Annotated in this window: 15 protein-coding genes; 7 read left to right on the top strand and 8 right to left on the bottom strand. The window is 60.5% G+C overall.

The window, feature by feature from the left end; genetic code table 11:
• Positions 1-91: 91 nt before the first annotated feature.
• Positions 92-448, bottom strand: coding sequence for a flagellar export protein FliJ (locus HGP16_RS02155; RefSeq protein WP_149634533.1), 357 nt, complete (start codon positions 446-448; stop codon positions 92-94).
• Positions 449-889: 441 nt separating this feature from the next.
• On the opposite strand from HGP16_RS02155, the gene ctrA reads away from it, so the two are divergent.
• Positions 890-1,591: a response regulator transcription factor CtrA gene (ctrA, locus tag HGP16_RS02150; protein ID WP_069611718.1), complete on the top strand. Its 702-nt coding sequence runs from the start codon at positions 890-892 to the stop codon at positions 1,589-1,591.
• Positions 1,592-1,783: 192 nt separating this feature from the next.
• Here the strand turns inward: ctrA and HGP16_RS02145 are convergent, their stop codons facing one another.
• Positions 1,784-2,146, bottom strand: a complete 363-nt coding sequence (locus HGP16_RS02145) for a PleD family two-component system response regulator (RefSeq protein ID WP_168838367.1) — start codon at positions 2,144-2,146, stop codon at positions 1,784-1,786.
• Positions 2,147-2,350: 204 nt separating this feature from the next.
• Positions 2,351-2,998, bottom strand: coding sequence for a histidine phosphotransferase ChpT (chpT, locus tag HGP16_RS02140; protein WP_168838366.1), 648 nt, complete (start codon positions 2,996-2,998; stop codon positions 2,351-2,353).
• A 303-nt stretch (positions 2,999-3,301) separates the two neighbouring features.
• Between chpT and HGP16_RS02135 the strand changes: the two genes are divergently transcribed.
• On the top strand, positions 3,302-3,913 hold the full coding sequence (locus HGP16_RS02135; RefSeq protein ID WP_168838365.1) for a DUF1134 domain-containing protein: 612 nt from the start codon (positions 3,302-3,304) through the stop codon (positions 3,911-3,913).
• Positions 3,914-4,098: 185 nt separating this feature from the next.
• Positions 4,099-5,307 (top strand): hypothetical protein, encoded by a 1,209-nt coding sequence (locus tag HGP16_RS02130; RefSeq protein WP_168838364.1) that lies wholly within the window; start codon positions 4,099-4,101, stop codon positions 5,305-5,307.
• 35 nt (positions 5,308-5,342) lie between these two features.
• Here HGP16_RS02130 and HGP16_RS02125 read toward each other — a convergent pair whose 3' ends face one another.
• Together HGP16_RS02125 and HGP16_RS02120 are read right to left on the bottom strand one after the other, a co-directional pair.
• On the bottom strand, positions 5,343-6,173 hold the full coding sequence (locus tag HGP16_RS02125; RefSeq protein WP_168838363.1) for an RNA methyltransferase: 831 nt from the start codon (positions 6,171-6,173) through the stop codon (positions 5,343-5,345).
• A gap of 10 nt (positions 6,174-6,183) precedes the next feature.
• Positions 6,184-6,561 carry a hypothetical protein gene (locus HGP16_RS02120; RefSeq protein ID WP_168838362.1) on the bottom strand — a complete coding sequence of 126 codons (378 nt, stop codon included), beginning with the start codon at positions 6,559-6,561 and terminating at the stop codon, positions 6,184-6,186.
• 50 nt (positions 6,562-6,611) lie between these two features.
• Here HGP16_RS02120 and HGP16_RS02115 point away from each other — a divergent pair, with 50 nt between their 5' ends.
• Positions 6,612-7,637 (top strand): RluA family pseudouridine synthase, encoded by a 1,026-nt coding sequence (locus HGP16_RS02115; RefSeq protein WP_168838361.1) that lies wholly within the window; start codon positions 6,612-6,614, stop codon positions 7,635-7,637.
• Between the two features lie 372 nt (positions 7,638-8,009).
• Complete coding sequence (gene rpoH, locus HGP16_RS02110; RefSeq protein ID WP_168838360.1) at positions 8,010-8,918, top strand: RNA polymerase sigma factor RpoH; 909 nt, start codon at positions 8,010-8,012, stop codon at positions 8,916-8,918.
• An 88-nt stretch (positions 8,919-9,006) separates the two neighbouring features.
• Here the strand turns inward: rpoH and HGP16_RS02105 are convergent, their stop codons facing one another.
• The 3 genes from HGP16_RS02105 to HGP16_RS02095 form a co-directional block, all read right to left on the bottom strand.
• Positions 9,007-11,388, bottom strand: coding sequence for a hypothetical protein (locus HGP16_RS02105; protein ID WP_168838359.1), 2,382 nt, complete (start codon positions 11,386-11,388; stop codon positions 9,007-9,009).
• Positions 11,389-11,449: 61 nt separating this feature from the next.
• On the bottom strand, positions 11,450-12,745 hold the full coding sequence (locus tag HGP16_RS02100) for an adenylosuccinate synthase (protein WP_168838358.1): 1,296 nt from the start codon (positions 12,743-12,745) through the stop codon (positions 11,450-11,452).
• A 346-nt stretch (positions 12,746-13,091) separates the two neighbouring features.
• Positions 13,092-13,949 carry a GNAT family N-acetyltransferase gene (locus HGP16_RS02095; protein ID WP_168838357.1) on the bottom strand — a complete coding sequence of 286 codons (858 nt, stop codon included), beginning with the start codon at positions 13,947-13,949 and terminating at the stop codon, positions 13,092-13,094.
• A gap of 338 nt (positions 13,950-14,287) precedes the next feature.
• On the opposite strand from HGP16_RS02095, the gene HGP16_RS02090 reads away from it, so the two are divergent.
• Complete coding sequence (locus HGP16_RS02090) at positions 14,288-15,610, top strand: UDP-glucose/GDP-mannose dehydrogenase family protein (protein ID WP_168838356.1); 1,323 nt, start codon at positions 14,288-14,290, stop codon at positions 15,608-15,610.
• A gap of 71 nt (positions 15,611-15,681) precedes the next feature.
• Positions 15,682-16,686, top strand: a complete 1,005-nt coding sequence (locus HGP16_RS02085) for an NAD-dependent epimerase (protein WP_168838355.1) — start codon at positions 15,682-15,684, stop codon at positions 16,684-16,686.
• Positions 16,687-16,688 lie beyond the last annotated feature (2 nt).

Genomic DNA, 16,688 nt, shown 5'->3' with positions numbered 1-16,688 from the left:
CGCCTGCCGTCAAATCTTCTCCGCATTGCGAAGATTGCCCTTATATCGGGACGAAGCTAATCCGATCCCGAAAAGCAACGGGCTTGCATTGTCAGGCGCGTGCCCGCGCCGGACCCAAACCATCACGCTCCTCGAGCGCGGCAGCCTTGGCATATTCCGCCTGCATTTCCTCAAGCGAACTTTCCAGCGTTTCTTCCTGAACCTGCAGCTCACGGATCGACACCTGCAGATTGTCCGCGCGCTGGCGGGCCGCCTTGGCAAAAGTCGGGTAAGCAAAGTGGTTAGGATCGGAAATGCCGGACTTCTTCTCTTCCAGCACGATCTGGCTTTCCAGTTCCTTCGTCATGCGGTCAAATTCCGCCATCATCATCTGCAGTTGCTGCAGCTGACGGCGTTTTTCGTTCACCTGAAACTCTTTCAGGCGAACAAGGCTCTCACGTGACTTCATACGCATTACTCCCGTGATGCGAGACCCCGGCTCTCGATATTTCCGCCCGCCGAACCGCTTTGAGACGGCTTGGTTAAAAAAATTTCCAGCGATCTTAATAAAAGCCTACCGCTGGTAACCTTTCGTTTACGGGCATCGTTAATGATAGGCGCAATGATTTAAGGCTCGGTAAATGTTGTGGTCGGATTTCGACATGTTGGCATTGATGAGTCGGATGAATCACTTGGCGTAAGTTCTTAATGCGATACTTTAGGAGAAGATTTTACTGATTGTCGTTGGAAAACAGTGCAATGGAAAAATTATTTAATAAATTCGATACGACTTGCCAGAGTGAATCAGAATTTGTTAACCATTGCATGGCAGCTTCCAAATCAACCAGTGATTTGATCGGTATCGCGTAAGGGGGCTGACGACCTTTCGGCGGCGGTAAAGGGGACAATTATGCGGGTTCTACTCATTGAAGACGACAGCGCGACAGCGCAGAGCATCGAGTTGATGCTCAAATCCGAAAGTTTCAACGTCTATACCACCGATCTCGGTGAGGAAGGCGTCGATCTCGGAAAGCTTTACGACTACGACATCATTCTTCTCGATCTCAACCTTCCCGATATGTCCGGCTACGAAGTCCTGCGCACCCTGCGCCTTTCGAAGGTCAAGACGCCGATCCTCATCCTCTCCGGCATGGCCGGCATCGAGGACAAGGTTCGTGGCCTCGGTTTCGGCGCCGACGACTACATGACCAAGCCTTTCCACAAGGATGAGCTGGTCGCCCGCATTCACGCCATCGTTCGCCGTTCCAAGGGCCATGCCCAGTCGGTGATCATGACCGGCGAATTGATCGTCAACCTCGACGCCAAGACCGTCGAAGTCGGCGGCCAGCGCGTGCATCTGACCGGCAAGGAATACCAGATGCTGGAGCTGCTCTCGCTGCGCAAGGGCACGACGCTCACCAAGGAAATGTTCCTCAACCATCTCTATGGCGGCATGGACGAGCCGGAACTGAAGATCATCGACGTCTTCATCTGCAAGCTCCGCAAGAAACTGGCCAATGCCGCCGGCGGCGCCAACTATATCGAAACCGTCTGGGGCCGCGGCTATGTGCTGCGCGAGCCCGATAGCAGCGATTTCGCCGAGAGCGCCTGAGCCGCCCCGTCACACCCGCCGAAACATGGAAAATCCCGCCTCTCCAGGCGGGATTTTCTATTTCGCGCTTTACAGCGCCGCGTCTTTTAAGCCGCGCCAAGGACGCTGCAACACGTTGAAGTGCTGCGGTGAAAGTCAAAATAATAGCCGCCTCGATAGGGCGGCCATTATTGTTCGATAACTTCGATGAAATTACGCGGCCGCGGCGCGATTACCGAATATAGCCGTCAGGATCTTGCGGTCGAAAGGCTTCAGCAGAAAATCCGTGGCGCCGGCGCGCTTTCCGGCCATCAGCTTGCGAAGGTCGGCCTCGACAACGCAATAATAGATCTTCACATCCTTGCCATCAGGCATGGCGCGGATGCTGGCGATGAGATCGAGCGCCCCTTCCATGCCGGCATCGACGAGCAGGTAATCCGGGATTTCGGCCTGGCAACGCATCAGCGCCTCACGGGCGTCCCCGGCTTCGCTCACGAGAAAATCCAGCTCGGACAGGATTCGTTTGCCGACTTTTCTGACGACATCCGAACTATCCGTTATCATGAACCGCTGCATCTCTGAGCTCCCTGGCATCAGCCGCCATTGTCCAAACGACGACTTCAAATTGAAACGATAGGAGCAGCAAGCTAAGGATTCGTTACCGCTATATTGTTAATTGCGCAAACAACCATAAGATTGCACAGAATTTTCAATGCACGAAAAAATAAACCCGCAGCCGATGTTCGACCGCGGGCGAAGGACACGGGTGAACCGATCCGTTTATTGCGCCGCCATGGACGCGACGAAGGTCAATTCCTCCGGCGTCGCATTGTAGGAAAGCTCCATGCCACTCTCGTCGGCAAGAAGAACCGTGTAGTATGGCTGGATCGAATGTGCATCGATCGCCTCTTCCAGGGTGCCTGAGCAGATCTCGGCAAATTTCGGCGGCACGCGCATCAGCCGTCCCTTGACGGCGAGCGTGAACTTGGCGTCCGATTCCGGATTTTCGAGCGTTACGTCGATGTTGCCGCCGCGCGGAATCGCGCCATAGGCAACCAGGAAGAGATTGAGCAGCAACTTGACGCGGTTCTTGGCGATGATGGCGCGCGGGCCGATCCAATTGACCTCGGTCTTCTTCTCGGCGGCGGCGAAATCCTTGGCCGCCCGCTCCGCTTCGCCTGTGTCGATCGAGGCGCCGACCGAGCCCGAAGCGCCGAAGGCGAGGCGTGCGAATTTCAGGCGGACGGAGGCGTTGAGCGCGCTCGTGCGGATCAGATCCATGGCATCCGCGTCAGCACCACCCTCGTCGAGCAGCTCCAGGCCATTATTGATCGCCCCGACCGGAGAGATCACATCATGGCAGACGCGGCTGCACAGCAGCGCGGCCAGATCCGGTCCGGTCAAGGTGAGGTTCGGGTTCTTCGACATTCATTGTCTCCTGAATGCTGGCAAGGCAAAATGCAGTCGAGTCCACGTTGCCACGGTAAGGTTGCCCGAGGGTTGTCGCAGCCAGTGTACCGCGCGCCATAATGACACCATATTTGGTAAACCGATTGTTAAGACCATCGACGCAAAATGCATTCATCACCATCAGACTTTTTCGCACGCGAATCGGCCTGCGATAAATGAGCGGATTGGTCTGAGGATGGGGCGTGCCATGCGTGGCGCATTCAGGCGAATGCGTTGCTCGTTCACCCCTGTTGCACCGACCATGATGAACGGATGACTTTCATGCGCTATGAACTCCTCAAGAGAATGCCAAGCCCCGGCACCAGGACGCTCGGCCTCGGCCTGATCCTGGCCATTGTCGCATTCGTGAGCTTCGCCTTGCCGGTTCGCCAGGCCTCTGCCGCGCCCACAAATCAGTATTCGGCGCAGGAAATCGTCGATGCCGGCCATTCCTTCTTCGGCTCCACCAGCGGCGGCCTCGCCAAGGTGATCGAGCGGGCCTTCCAGCAATATGGTTTGCCGAACGGCTATATCCTCGGCCAGGAAGGCTCCGGCGCCTTTCTCGCCGGCCTGACTTACGGCGAGGGCCAGCTCAACACTAAGAATGCCGGCGAGCATCCGCTCTACTGGCAGGGTCCGTCGCTCGGCTTCGATTATGGCGGCCAGGGCACCCGCGTCATGATGCTGGTCTACGATCTGCCGAGCATCAACAGCGTCTATACCCGCTTTGGCGGCGTCAGCGGCCAGGCCTTCGTGGTTGCCGGCTTCGGCATGACCGTGCTGAAGAACAACAATATCGTCCTCGTGCCGATCCGAACCGGCCTTGGCGCCCGCCTCGGCGTCAACCTCGGCTATCTGAAGGTTACGCCCAGCCCGACCTGGAATCCTTTCTGATCCTCCACCTCATATGGTCTCCCAGGCAGCCCAGCCTTGGCCCGCGCAGATCGCGGGCCTTTTCTTTCCGTAAATTCGACCTCGTGCCGATAAACCATATCCGCGTTAAACGCTTGCCCGCATGGCTAACCCATGATTAATCCTTTTATCAAGATCGAACATAACTCCAGGATACTGGCCGCGTCGTGATTCAATTTGCTCTCTTGTTCGGATTGGGCTTTCTGACGGCCGCTCTTCTGGTCTTTCTCATCGCGCCGGCAATCCATCGCCGCATCGTCTGGTTCACCGAAAAGCGCCTGAAGGCGACCATGCCGCTGAGCCCGCAGGAAGTGCGCGCGCAGAAGGATATGGCGCGCGCCCTCTTTGCGGCCGAAAACGCCAGAACCGAGCACGCCTTGACGCAGGAGCGCGACAAGACCGTTAGCCTGCAGATCCATAATGGCAAGCTTCAGCAGGAAGCGAGCCGCCTCTCCGCCGGAAGTGCTGAGCTGCAGACGCGCATCGACGATCTGGAAGCGGAGGCGGGCGAACTGCGCTCGCGCCTGAGGCACGAGGAGAGCTATATCAGCCAGCTCAAATCGGGCATCCATACCGCCGAGCAGGCAAGTGCCGAAAAGGAAGCCGATATTGACGGATTGCGCAAGCGGATGACGAAGATGGCCGCCGACACGGACAATCTCAAGATCGACCTAGCAACCCGCGAAACCGAAATCGAGAGCCTGAAGCTGCGCATCAATACATTGCGGGACGAGCGTGATACGCTGCGCCAGGATCTGAGTGCGGCAAACCTGCGTGCCGCGGATGTTGGACAGTCGCTGCGACAGGAAAGCGACAAGAACAAGCGGCTCGAGGAGCGCCTCAATCGCGAAATCGCCGGCAGCGCCGACAAGGAAACCGCGATCGAGCGGCAGGCTCAGGATGTCATCCGCCTGAGGGAGCGGCTCGAGGCCGCCGTCAAGGAATCAAGGGAGGCCAGCAAGGCACTGCGTGCGGCCGGCCTCACGCCACCGAAAAAGCCGGCAAGAACACCGAAGCTTTCGGCTGCCTCGGTGATCGCGACGGCAGATGACCAGACAAAGACTGCAGAACCGCCGCAAGTGGCGGAACCGGGGCGCACAGTGGAAGACGAGATCGCCGAAATGACGGAAGAGGTCCGCAACCGGGCGGCGGCCCTTTCTGACCGCTTGGCGAAGACCCGCTCGCCCGCGCATGATGACGCCATGCGCGAGGAGATTGCAAAGATAGCTGCCAACATGGTGGCGCTGACGGCGCTCAAGGAGGGCGATAGCTCCCCGATCTTCGGTCTTTTACCGAAGAACAGGGAAGCCGCCGAACCGGGTGCACGCCTTAGCCTCGCCGATCGCGTCGCGGCCATGCTGCCGAAGCACTCCTGACCGCCACTGCATAATTCAAAGCCTCACAGCGCCGTTCAGATACGCCCGTTCTTCGCAGCCATCTCGAAAAGCGCGATGCCGCTGGCCGTCGCGACATTGAGGCTGTCCAGCCCCGGCGCCTGCGGGATGCGCACGCTGCCGAAGGCGGAAAGGATGCTTTCGGGCAGACCCTCCCCTTCCGTGCCGACGACAAGCGCCATGCGCTGCGAAGCCGCGACGTCACGAATATCGACCGTCCCGCGTGGCGAGAGGCTCCAGATCGCGAAGCCGCGCTCGGCCAGCGCCGTAAGCAGCTCCACGGCGCTCGATTGCCGTCGGTACGGTATGGTCAGGATCGAGCCGACCGAAACCCGCAGCGCCTTGCGATAGAGCGGATCGCAGCAGCTCTCGTCGAGCAGCACCGCATCGGCGCCGAAGGCCGCCGCATTGCGAAACATGGACCCCATATTGTCGTGATTGGAAATGCCGCAGCCGACGAGCACGAGCGACCGCTTCGGGAGGCGGTCGAGAAGGTCGTTCATCCCCTCTTCCGCCGTTCTGCGCCCCAACGCCAGAACGCCGCGATGCAGATGGAAGCCGACAATGCCATCGAGCACCTCGGCGGCCGCGACATAGATCGGGACATCCGATGGGAAGGTGTCGATGATATCGCTTAGGCCGGCAACGCGATTTTTGAGCAGCAGCACTTTCTCGGCGACGAAATCGCCACCAGTCGCATGCGCGCCGGCGAGAAGCCGCAGCACGACGGTCCCCTCCGCGATGAAACGGTTCTCTCGGCCTGTCAGATCGCGTTCGCGGATATTGCGGAATTCGGCGATACGCGGATCGTCGAGATAAGTGATCTCGATGAGCCGCTCGCTCGTCATCGTCAGCCCGTCAATTGGACAGCGATATGGTCGCCACGATGCGGCCGATACCGTAGTCGAACACGATGGCCTGGCGCTGGCCGCCGGCAAGCGTGCCGTAGAACAGCACCTGATTGCCCGACAGCGCGGTGGACTGAACCGTAAAGCCTGCCGGCAGCAGAGCCGTCGCGGCAACAGGAGCATCGGACGGGATGCCGGAGGCCGCTTGGCCTGCAGGCTTCGCCGCCGGCTTCATCGTCTTGTAGACAACGGCGCCGAAGACAGCCATAAGGCTCACCACCATGACGGCCGCAGAGACGATCTGCAGGCGGATCATCTTGCGTCGGACTTTCTCCAGGGCCGGATCGAGGGGCTTTTCCTCTTGATCGTCTGGCTCGAGATTCGTCATCGATGCGTCCTTGCTTCCAGTAGAGCGCTTTGTGCGCCGGAGAAATACGTTTGAGCGACCCCTTTAAAGAAGCCGCGAGCAATAGAAAAGTCCTTACCGCCGATGAAAATGCCGAAGGAAGGCTCGATTCATGGCTGACGGCCGAGATCGGCGAGGAATTTTCCCGCAGCCGCGTGCAGGCGCTGATCAAGGAAGGCGCCGTGATGCTCAACAATGCACCGATCACCGACGCCAAGCGCAAGGTGCGTCCAGGCGATGTCTATGAGATCACGCTGCCCGAGCCGGCGGATCCGACGCCGCAGGGCGAGGATATTCCACTCGATGTGCTCTATGAAGACGACGACGTCATCGTCATCTCCAAGCCCGCCGGCCTGGTCGTCCACCCCGCTGCCGGCAATTGGACCGGAACACTTGTCAATGCGCTGATCCATCATTGCGGCAACAGCCTTTCCGGCATCGGCGGCGTCCGTCGCCCGGGCATCGTCCATCGGCTGGACAAAGATACGACGGGCGTAATGGTCGTCGCCAAGAACGATGTCGCCCACCGGCGTCTGTCGCAGCAATTTGCCGATCATGGCAGGACAACCTCGCTCGAGCGTGCTTATCAGGCAATCGTCTGGGGGCGCCCCCGCCAGCTTATCGGCACCATCGATGCGCCCCTCGGCCGGTCGAGCGGCGACCGCACGCGCCGGGCCGTCAAGCGCCCGGATTCGCAGGAAGCCGATGAGGCCATCACGCATTACGAAGTGCTGGAGCGCTTTCACGAGACGCCGGACTCGACTGCGCTTGCCTCGCTGATCGATTGCCATCTCGAAACCGGCCGCACCCACCAGATCCGCGTGCACATGGCGCATATCGGCCATCCGCTGCTGGGCGATGCCGTCTATGGCGGCGGCTTCAAGACCAAGGCGAACCTTCTGCCTGACGCAGCCAAGCAGGTCGTCAACCACTTCACCCGCCAGGCGCTGCATGCCTACATGCTGCAATTCGAACATCCGCGCACCGGCGACATCATGCACTTCGAAGCGCCCCTGCCGGACGATATGGAAGAGCTGGCGGCGGCGCTGAGGGGATAGGCGGTGAGGCTTCTCAGCCTGACCGCTGGACGCCCGCGACCTACCGCCCTATAATAGGAAACATGGAGGACCGAAGTCCGAGCGCTTGTGCCTGTCGGAAACGCGACCGCGTTTTCGGGGTCGATTTGGTCAAATCATCTGGCGCCGGAACATTCGGGAGGATAATCCCAAGGGCGACGTCACGGCGAGACCAGTGGTCACGCTGCGATAACACTTGCGTGACCATATCCTTGAATCACCGTTTCGCCGTACTTATCTTTACATTGGTTCAGTGCGGGGTTCTCGGACCCGTACGCCTTGGTCCGCTTCGCAGAAGGCGCGCAATTACGCCCCCAAGAAGGAACCAAATCTTGAATAGGAGGGTGCACAATCATGGCCCGTAATACCTTGCCGTCCATCGCCGCCGGAGAAGCCGGCCTTAATCGCTATCTCGACGAAATCCGCAAGTTCCCGATGCTGGAACCGCAGGAAGAGTACATGCTCGCCAAGCGCTATGCGGAACATGCCGACCGTCAGGCCGCGCATAAGCTCGTCACCAGCCATCTGCGTCTCGTGGCGAAGATCGCCATGGGCTATCGCGGCTACGGCCTGCCGATCGGCGAAGTCGTGTCGGAAGGCAATGTCGGCCTGATGCAGGCCGTGAAGAAGTTCGATCCGGAACGCGGTTTTCGTTTAGCCACCTATGCCATGTGGTGGATCAAGGCCTCGATCCAGGAATATATCCTGCGCTCGTGGTCGCTGGTGAAGATGGGCACGACCGCCAACCAGAAGCGTCTGTTCTTCAACCTGCGCCGTCTGAAGGGCCGTATCCAGGCTATCGACGACGGTGATCTGAAGCCGGAACACGTGACCGAGATCGCCACCAAGCTGAAGGTCTCGGAAGAGGAAGTCGTTTCGATGAACCGCCGCCTCTCCGGCGACGCGTCGCTGAACGCGCCGATCAAGGCTTCCGAAGGCGATTCCGGCCAGTGGCAGGATTGGCTCGTTGACGATCACGACAGTCAGGAAGACGTGCTGATCGAACAGGACGAGCTCGATACCCGCCGCCGCATGCTGGCGCGCGCCATGGGCGTGCTGAACGATCGTGAACGCCGCATCTTCGAGGCTCGCCGCCTCGCCGATGAGCCGGTGACGCTGGAGGATCTGTCGTCCGAATTCGACATCAGCCGCGAACGCGTCCGCCAGATCGAGGTCCGCGCCTTCGAAAAGGTTCAGGAAGCCGTGCAGAAGGATGCGCTGGAACGCGCCAAGGCGCTTCGCGTCGTCGAAGCGACAGCCTGAAACCTATCTTCGATAGATACCGAATGGGTAGAAATGAAAAGGCGGGCCGCAAGCCCGCCTTTTGCGTATTCATCGATTTCAGAAAGCCTTACTGACCGCTCGACGCAACACCGCCAAGTGCCTGCCATTCCGAAATTGCCTTGTTGAAGGCATCCGTGCCGGTCGGACCCTTTTCCATCGTCAGCAGGGCGCGTCGGCCGTTGCGATAGACGATCGGAATATCGATCCAGTTACGGCTTTTCAAAAGGTCGAGGTTGGTCTTGCGTGCATCCGGGAAATCGTTGAGCGCGATCATATAGACATCGTCGGTCACCTTGGCCGGCACCGCGATCAATGCATCGCCGCGATCCTGCTCAGTCGCCTTCAACGCAACGCGCTGGACATTATCGATCGCCCCGCCTTCGAATGTCGGGGGAACCTGGAATGCCAGCTCGATCAGATGGCTCGCCGGAAGCGAGGAATCCGAATTCCGCGAAACGGTGATCGTGGCGGTCAGGCCGCGATCCGGAACGGTGATAAGACCCTGTACCGAAGGCTCTGGCCGGCCATCGGCCCCCTTGCCTTCCTGGACGGACCAGGTGACGGTGCCCTGGAAGGCGGATGGCGACGTCTGACCGAGGCGCTCCTCATAGAGAAACACCTTCTGCCCGTCGGTAGCCGTTGCCGTCTGCTGTGTCACGGGCGGCGGCTGATTGGCGGGGGCCTGCTGCTGGCTGGCCGCGGGTGCCTGCTGGTCCGTGGAAGCGGATGGGCTCGGCGCGGCATTCGCCGGCGCCTGGGTCTGCGCGGCAGCCGAATTGTTCGCAGGCGGCGTCGCCGTCGCGGACGGAGCAGCGGAAGCAACATTCTGCTGCGCAACGGACTTGCCCTCGACGACACCCGGCTGACCGTTCGCGGCCGGTCCTTTATCCTCTTCGGTGCCATTGGCCAGAAGACGCTGCGTGAACTTCGTATTGACCGTATTCGGGTCGCTGGTCACCGTGGCGACATCCGTATTGCCGGCACCCGACGAAGGTTGAGCCGCCGGATTGTTCGGCTGCGGCGCAGCCGCCTGCTGCTGGGCAGGGGTGGAAGCGTTACCGTTCTTCGGGGCATTGTTGCCTGCCGTATCCGCAGCCGGTGGCGTCGCCCCGTTCTTCGTTGCCGAGCTGACGAGTTTCGTCACCATGCTGTTGAGCGCATCACGGTTCAGCCAGGCCGCGTAGCCACCTCCCCCGACGACCGCAAGTCCCACAAGCGTGACGATGATGCCGGTAACGTTGAGACGACGGCGCTTCGGCTCCATGCGGAAGCTGCGGCCCTGCAGTTTTGCCGCCATGGCCTGATCGAGATCGGGCGGAACGGAGGAACCACCGCCCCGCTCATCTTCCGCGCGCTTATCGAAGCCGGCAAGTTCCTTGAGCTCGCGCCAGCCGTCGTTGGCGGCATCGGCGTCCGGTGCCGTCTTGCTGGCGGGATGCACATCCGCAAAGAGATCGACATCGTCAAAGGCGTTTTCCGGCATCTGCCGAGCCGGCTGCTGGACCGGTATGGCCACCGTGGACGAAGACTGCAACTCCTCGAAGACATCGGCGTCCCAGGCAAAGCCCTTGTTGATGGCAGGCGTCTTCGCCGTCTCGGATGCCTCGACGGGATGGCCGAACGGAGCCTCCGCGAAAGCCGCGGCCGGCATGACGGGCTCGGGCTCGGAACGACGTGCCGGCGCATCCACCTCGGCCCAGATCTGCTCGACCTGGCTTATAACGTCGTCGACCGGCGCGGATTGCGCGCGCTGCCCGGGCGCGGCGTGGACAGGCTCGACGGCAATCGCCGGCGCTTCCTCCGCATGATGTTGCGGCTCGTCCGGATAAACCGGCTCGAGGGTGGGCTCCTCGTCGATCTCGGCATGGTGTTCGACGCCAGCATGTTCGGCAGCCGGAACATGGGGCTCCTCTTCGCGATGCGGCTCGCTCCATTCCTCGGCAGGCTGATGTCCATGTGCATGGTCCTGCTCGACATGCAAAGCCGGCTCCTCGGGAGCGGGCGCCTCATGGACAGGTTCTTCATGGACGGGTTCTTCATGGGCCGGATGAGTAACGTCCGGCTCCTCATGGGCATGCACCTCGGCCGGAGCGGCCACAGGCTCTTCCACATCCGCTTCGGCATGGACTTCTTCAGCCGGGTGTTGCTCGTGAACGGGCTCGGGGGCGACATCCTCATGCTCCGCAGGCTCGTGCACCGCAGGCGCTTCCGCGACCGGTTCCTCGGCTCCAGGAAGGGCCTCGGCATGCTCGGCCTCGACCTCGACGATTGCGGCCTCGAGCTTATCGAGCTGACGGCGCAGCATTTCCTCGGGGGGGCGCGGCTTCATGCTCTCGAGCTGCCGTTGCACGGCACCACGAGCTCGATCGTAAACCTTGACCCGCATTTCGGGAGTATTTTCGGCCAGGCCGTCAACGGCCCGTCGAATAACTGCTACAAAATCCGCCATCAGTACTTTCTCATGATGCCCGGCGGGCAGCCGGGCCGGGATTCATCATAGATACGCGACTTTAGCCCTCAAAGGGGTCAGTCACAAGTATGGTGTCCTCGCGCTCCGGACTGGTCGAAAGCATCGCCACCGGCGCTCCGATCAGCTCTTCCACCTGGCGAACATATTTGATCGCCTGCGCCGGAAGATCAGCCCATTTGCGCGCGCCAACGGTCGATTCCTTCCAGCCTTCGAGCGTGATGTAGATCGGCTCGACGCGGGCCTGCGCCGCCTGGCTTGCCGGCAGGTAGTCGATTTCCTTGCCGTCGAGCATGTAGCCGACGCAGATCTTCAGCTCGTCGAGGCCGTCGAGAACGTCCAGTTTGGTAAGCGCGATACCGGTGATGCCCGAGGTCTTCACGGTCTGGCGCACCAGCACGGCGTCGAACCAGCCGCAACGGCGCGGACGGCCGGTATTGACGCCGACTTCGCGGCCGACGGTCGACAGATGCTTGCCGATCTCGTCATGCAGTTCGCAGGGGAATGGTCCCTCGCCGACGCGGGTCGTATAGGCCTTGGTGATACCGAGTACATAGCCCAGCGCCGTCGGACCAAGTCCCGAACCGGCCGCTGCCTGCCCGGCCACCGTGTTGGACGAGGTCACGAATGGATAAGTGCCGTGGTCGTTATCCAGCAGCGCGCCCTGCGCGCCTTCGAAAAGAATGCGGGCGCCAGCCTTGCGCTGTTCGTCGAGCAGCCGCCAGACCTGATCGATATAGGGAAGAATATGTTCCGCGACGGAGCTGAGCTCGTCGTGCAGGGAATCGAAGGAGATCTCGTCGACGCCCATGCCGCGGCGGAGGGCATTGTGATGGGTCAGAAGCCGGTCGATCTTGGCCGGCAGCGTTTCCGGCTCGGCAAGATCGATAACGCGAATGGCCCGGCGACCGACCTTGTCTTCATAGGCAGGACCGATGCCACGACGCGTCGTGCCGATCTTCGTGCCGCTATTGGAGGCTGCATCTTCACGCATGGCGTCCAGATCACGGTGCAGCGACAGGATCAGTGGTGCATTCTCGGCAATGCGCAGCACATCGGGAGTAACCGCGATGCCCTGGGCGCGCAGCTTTTCCACTTCCGCAACGAAATGGTGGGGATCGACGACAACGCCGTTGCCGATGACGCTGAGCTTGCCGCGCACCAGCCCGGAAGGCAGCAGCGCCAGCTTGTAGCTGACACCGTCGACGACAAGCGTATGACCGGCATTATGACCGCCCTGAAAGCGCACAATCACATCGGCGCGTTCCGAAAGCCAGTCGACAATCTTGCCCTTGCCTTCGTCACCCCACTGTGAGCCGATCACTACAACATTCGTCATTTATCCATTCCCGCTTCCTGCACGCAGCCGCGTGCCTTGCTCAAACCCGCGCATCTATAAAGCTTTGTTTTTGGGAAAGCGACCCTGTTGTCTCAGGAGATTCGGCTTTTTGCATGACGAATCAGCACCTCCAACAGGATTTTTCCCGGCTACCGGCTGGGCGACGCCTGCGAACAGCTCTCATCCAGCTGACGGTCCTCCTCATCAAAGGCCAGGCTTGTACGCAAAGACATGGAGATATTCATGCTCGGCCGAGATCATCGCACCGGTTATACTCCGATACCGCGATTACTCTTCCATCGAAGATCAGCTGCTCTCGTTCCTGGCTGGCGCAAGCGAACTGCGGCTAGCCAAGCTCGAGCGTGGTCACGCCAAAAACGCGATCGAGCGGGATTGCCGGCGCGGAGCCGCGGTACATGCGAGCCGTTTCGAAAACCGGCGAGAGGCCGCAATCTTCCGCAAGCCTGATGGCCCGAGCATTGTCCACCGGCACATCCAGATAGACCGGCGCTCCCTTGGCTTTCGCAAGCAGCCTGCTCAACAAGGCAAGCGCCACGTCCGGCTTGTTGGCGAACAGCGGGCCGACCTTGTAGCCCTCGAAACAGCGCCGGATCGTGCCATAGCCGCGAACCCTGCTGCCACCGCCGACGATGAAGGAGGTGCGCCTTTCCGGAGCACCGCACCAGGCACGAATAAAGGAATGGCGCAGGCCTGGGAAGATTTCCGCATCATAATGCAACAGCCCGTCAAGCTTGCTGTCGGTTACCGGCACCACCTGCCTTGCCTGCTGATCCTCCACATCGGGTACCTTGGGGATGCCACCATAGCGCATAGTCCGATAAGCGGTCTCGAAGCCGTGCCGGCGGTAGTTTTCCTGTTGCGCGACGACGCCGTCCAGTCCGACGGTGCGATTGCCGGCAAGCGCCATGCCCTTGTTCCAAAGCTGCTTGCCGTATCCCCGCCCACGAAACTCCGGATGGAGAATGTAAAGGCCGAGAAACGCGAAAGTCTCGCCGTATCGAACAACGGAGATGCAGCCGACCGGCACCTCTCCGATCGCGCCGATCAGAAAGCCGGATGGATCCGCTTCCCAGAAGGCCGGAGCATCATCGACACCGGGATTCCATCCCTCTTGCCGGGCCCATTCCAGAGCAAGCTCCAGCTCGCCAGCCCGCATTGTACGCACGGCAAAAGTCGACTTCATGCAATAGTCCCGAACCGCCCATTACACAGCCGTTCCCAACGGAACGATTGCGCCCAATTCATCATGCGGCAACATGATGCCAATCACAAGCGACAGCGATGATAAGCTGGAAATACAAAGGCTTCGTTTCACTCTGAGCACAAAGAACAACGCCAATGGAACGAAAGCAAAGCAAAAGCCTTTTGTGACACTTCTTTTGCAATTCCTCCGGCCGGGCCGTCGCATATAGGCGTCCCCCGCGATCCTGTGTATAAGAACATTCAATCGCCAATGCCTGCTTCGTGCTCTGACGCGGGATCCGGCGCCAGCAAAAGGCCAGCAAAAAGGAATGAAGTTTCATGCGCATCACGATGATCGGCTCGGGTTATGTGGGGCTGGTGTCCGGCGTCTGCTTTGCCGATTTCGGCCATGACGTCATCTGTGTCGACAAGGACGCAGGCAAGATCGAGGCGCTGCGACGCGGTGAAATACCGATCTTCGAACCGGGCCTGGAGCAGCTCGTTGCAGACAACGTCCGCGCCGGTCGCCTCTCCTTCACCACGGACGTCGAAACCAGCGTCGCCGACAGCGACGTCGTCTTCATCGCCGTCGGCACGCCGTCCCGGCGCGGCGACGGCCATGCCGACCTCTCCTACGTCCATGCCGCCGCCCGCGAGATTGCCCAACATATCAACGGCTTCACCGTCATCGTCACCAAATCGACCGTGCCTGTTGGTACTGGCGACGAGGTCGAGCGCATCGTCCGCGAAACCAATCCGCAAGCCGATGTCGCCGTCGTCTCCAATCCGGAATTCCTGCGCGAAGGTGCGGCCATCGAGGATTTCAAGCGTCCCGACCGCATCGTCATCGGTCTCAATGACGAGCGCGCCCGTGGCGTCATGACCGAAGTCTACCGCCCCCTCTATCTCAACCAGGCGCCGCTGCTCTTTACCTCCCGCCGCACGTCGGAGCTGATCAAATACGCAGCGAACGCCTTCCTTGCTATGAAGATCACCTTCATCAACGAGATGGCCGATCTCTGTGAAAAGGTCGGCGCCAATGTGCAGGAGGTCTCGCGCGGCATCGGGCTTGACGGCCGCATCGGCTCGAAATTCCTGCATGCCGGCCCGGGCTATGGCGGCTCCTGTTTCCCGAAGGATACGCTGGCGCTCGCCAAGACGGCGCAGGATTACGACAGCCCCGTGCGCCTGATCGAAACAACCGTGTCGATCAACGACAACCGCAAGCGCGCCATGGGCCGCAAGGTGATCGCGGCCATGGGCGGCGATATCAGGGGCAAGGCGATCGCAGTCCTCGGCCTGACCTTCAAGCCGAATACCGACGACATGCGCGACAGCCCTTCGATCTCGATCATCCAGACGCTGCAGGATGCCGGCGCCACGGTAACCGGCTATGATCCGGAAGGCATGGACAATGCCCGCCTGGTGATCGACAATATTGCCTATGCGGACGATGCCTACAGCGCCGCGCGCGACGCCGACGCGCTCGTCATCGTCACCGAATGGAACCAGTTCCGCGCGCTCGATTTCGCCCGGCTGAAATCCGTGATGAAGGCGCCGGTCCTCGTCGACCTTCGAAACATCTATCGCCATGACGAGGTCACAAAGCACGGCTTTGCCTATACAAGCGTCGGCAGACCCTCGAACGACGCCACACTTTAGAGCGCTTACGCATTCCGAACGGAAAACCGCTAAGCACTTTTCCTGGAAATGCTTTAAGCAAAGGCCGACCCATGCGCTATCTCATCACCGGCACCGCCGGCTTCATCGGATTCCACCTTGCCAAGCGTCTGCTCGACGAGGGTCATTTCGTGGTCGGCTTCGACGGCATGACGCCCTATTACGATGTCAGGCTCAAGGAGAAGCGCACGGCCATCCTCGCCCGCTCCAACGGCTTCAAGGCCGTTACCGGCATGCTGGAGGACAAGGCGGCGCTCGAGCATGCAGCCGAGCTCGCCGAGCCTGATGTGATCGTCCATCTCGCCGCCCAGGCCGGCGTGCGCTACAGCCTCGAAAATCCACGCTCCTACGTCGATTCCAACCTCGTCGGCTCGTTCAACATCCTGGAACTGGCGAGAGACCTGCAGCCGAAGCACCTGCTGCTGGCCTCCACCTCCTCCGTCTATGGCGCCAACGAAAAGATCCCCTTTGCCGAAAGCGACAAGGCCGACGAGCAGATGACGATCTACGCGGCGACCAAGAAGAGCATGGAACTGATGGCGCACAGCTACGCTCATCTCTTCAACGTGCCCACCACTGCTTTCCGCTTCTTCACGGTCTATGGCCCGTGGGGCCGCCCGGACATGGCACTGTTCAAATTCGTCGATGCCATCCGCAACGACAGGCCGATCGAAATCTACGGCGAAGGCAAGATGAGCCGCGATTTCACCTATATCGACGATCTCGTCGAAGGCATCGTTCGCCTCATCGGCGTGGTGCCTTCGGAGGAAAACCGCGTGGTGTCGGAGACGGTCATCGACACCTTGTCGAAGAACGCCCCCTTCCGCGTCGTCAATATCGGCGGCGGCCAGCCGGTGGGATTGATGACCTTTGTCGAGACGATCGAGACGATGCTCGGCAAGCAGGCGATCCGCAAGATGCTGCCCATGCAGCCTGGCGACGTCCACAATACCTATGCCGTGCCGGACCTGCTGGTGGCGCTGACAGGCTTCAAGCCGCAGATCGAAGTCGATGAGGGCGTGCGCCGCTTCGTGGAATGGTATCAGGAAAACTATTGAGC

It is taken from the genome of Rhizobium sp. P40RR-XXII, from assembly GCF_012641405.1.
Classification (GTDB): Bacteria; Pseudomonadota; Alphaproteobacteria; order Rhizobiales; family Rhizobiaceae; genus Rhizobium.
This window is presented reverse-complemented; position numbering and strand designations above follow the sequence as displayed.

Excerpts from the sequence above, each read along its gene's own strand:
- HGP16_RS02155 (WP_149634533.1), bottom strand. The coding sequence starts at position 448 with ATGAAGTCACGTGAGAGCCTTGTTCGCCTGAAAGAGTTTCAGGTGAAC.
- ctrA (WP_069611718.1), top strand. The coding sequence starts at position 890 with ATGCGGGTTCTACTCATTGAAGACGACAGCGCGACAGCGCAGAGCATC.
- HGP16_RS02145 (WP_168838367.1), bottom strand. The coding sequence starts at position 2,146 with ATGCAGCGGTTCATGATAACGGATAGTTCGGATGTCGTCAGAAAAGTC.
- chpT (WP_168838366.1), bottom strand. The coding sequence starts at position 2,998 with ATGTCGAAGAACCCGAACCTCACCTTGACCGGACCGGATCTGGCCGCG.
- HGP16_RS02135 (WP_168838365.1), top strand. The coding sequence starts at position 3,302 with ATGCGCTATGAACTCCTCAAGAGAATGCCAAGCCCCGGCACCAGGACG.
- HGP16_RS02125 (WP_168838363.1), bottom strand. The coding sequence starts at position 6,173 with ATGACGAGCGAGCGGCTCATCGAGATCACTTATCTCGACGATCCGCGT.
- HGP16_RS02120 (WP_168838362.1), bottom strand. The coding sequence starts at position 6,561 with ATGACGAATCTCGAGCCAGACGATCAAGAGGAAAAGCCCCTCGATCCG.
- rpoH (WP_168838360.1), top strand. The coding sequence starts at position 8,010 with ATGGCCCGTAATACCTTGCCGTCCATCGCCGCCGGAGAAGCCGGCCTT.
- HGP16_RS02105 (WP_168838359.1), bottom strand. The coding sequence starts at position 11,388 with ATGGCGGATTTTGTAGCAGTTATTCGACGGGCCGTTGACGGCCTGGCC.
- HGP16_RS02100 (WP_168838358.1), bottom strand. The coding sequence starts at position 12,745 with ATGACGAATGTTGTAGTGATCGGCTCACAGTGGGGTGACGAAGGCAAG.
- HGP16_RS02095 (WP_168838357.1), bottom strand. The coding sequence starts at position 13,949 with ATGAAGTCGACTTTTGCCGTGCGTACAATGCGGGCTGGCGAGCTGGAG.
- HGP16_RS02090 (WP_168838356.1), top strand. The coding sequence starts at position 14,288 with ATGCGCATCACGATGATCGGCTCGGGTTATGTGGGGCTGGTGTCCGGC.
- HGP16_RS02085 (WP_168838355.1), top strand. The coding sequence starts at position 15,682 with ATGCGCTATCTCATCACCGGCACCGCCGGCTTCATCGGATTCCACCTT.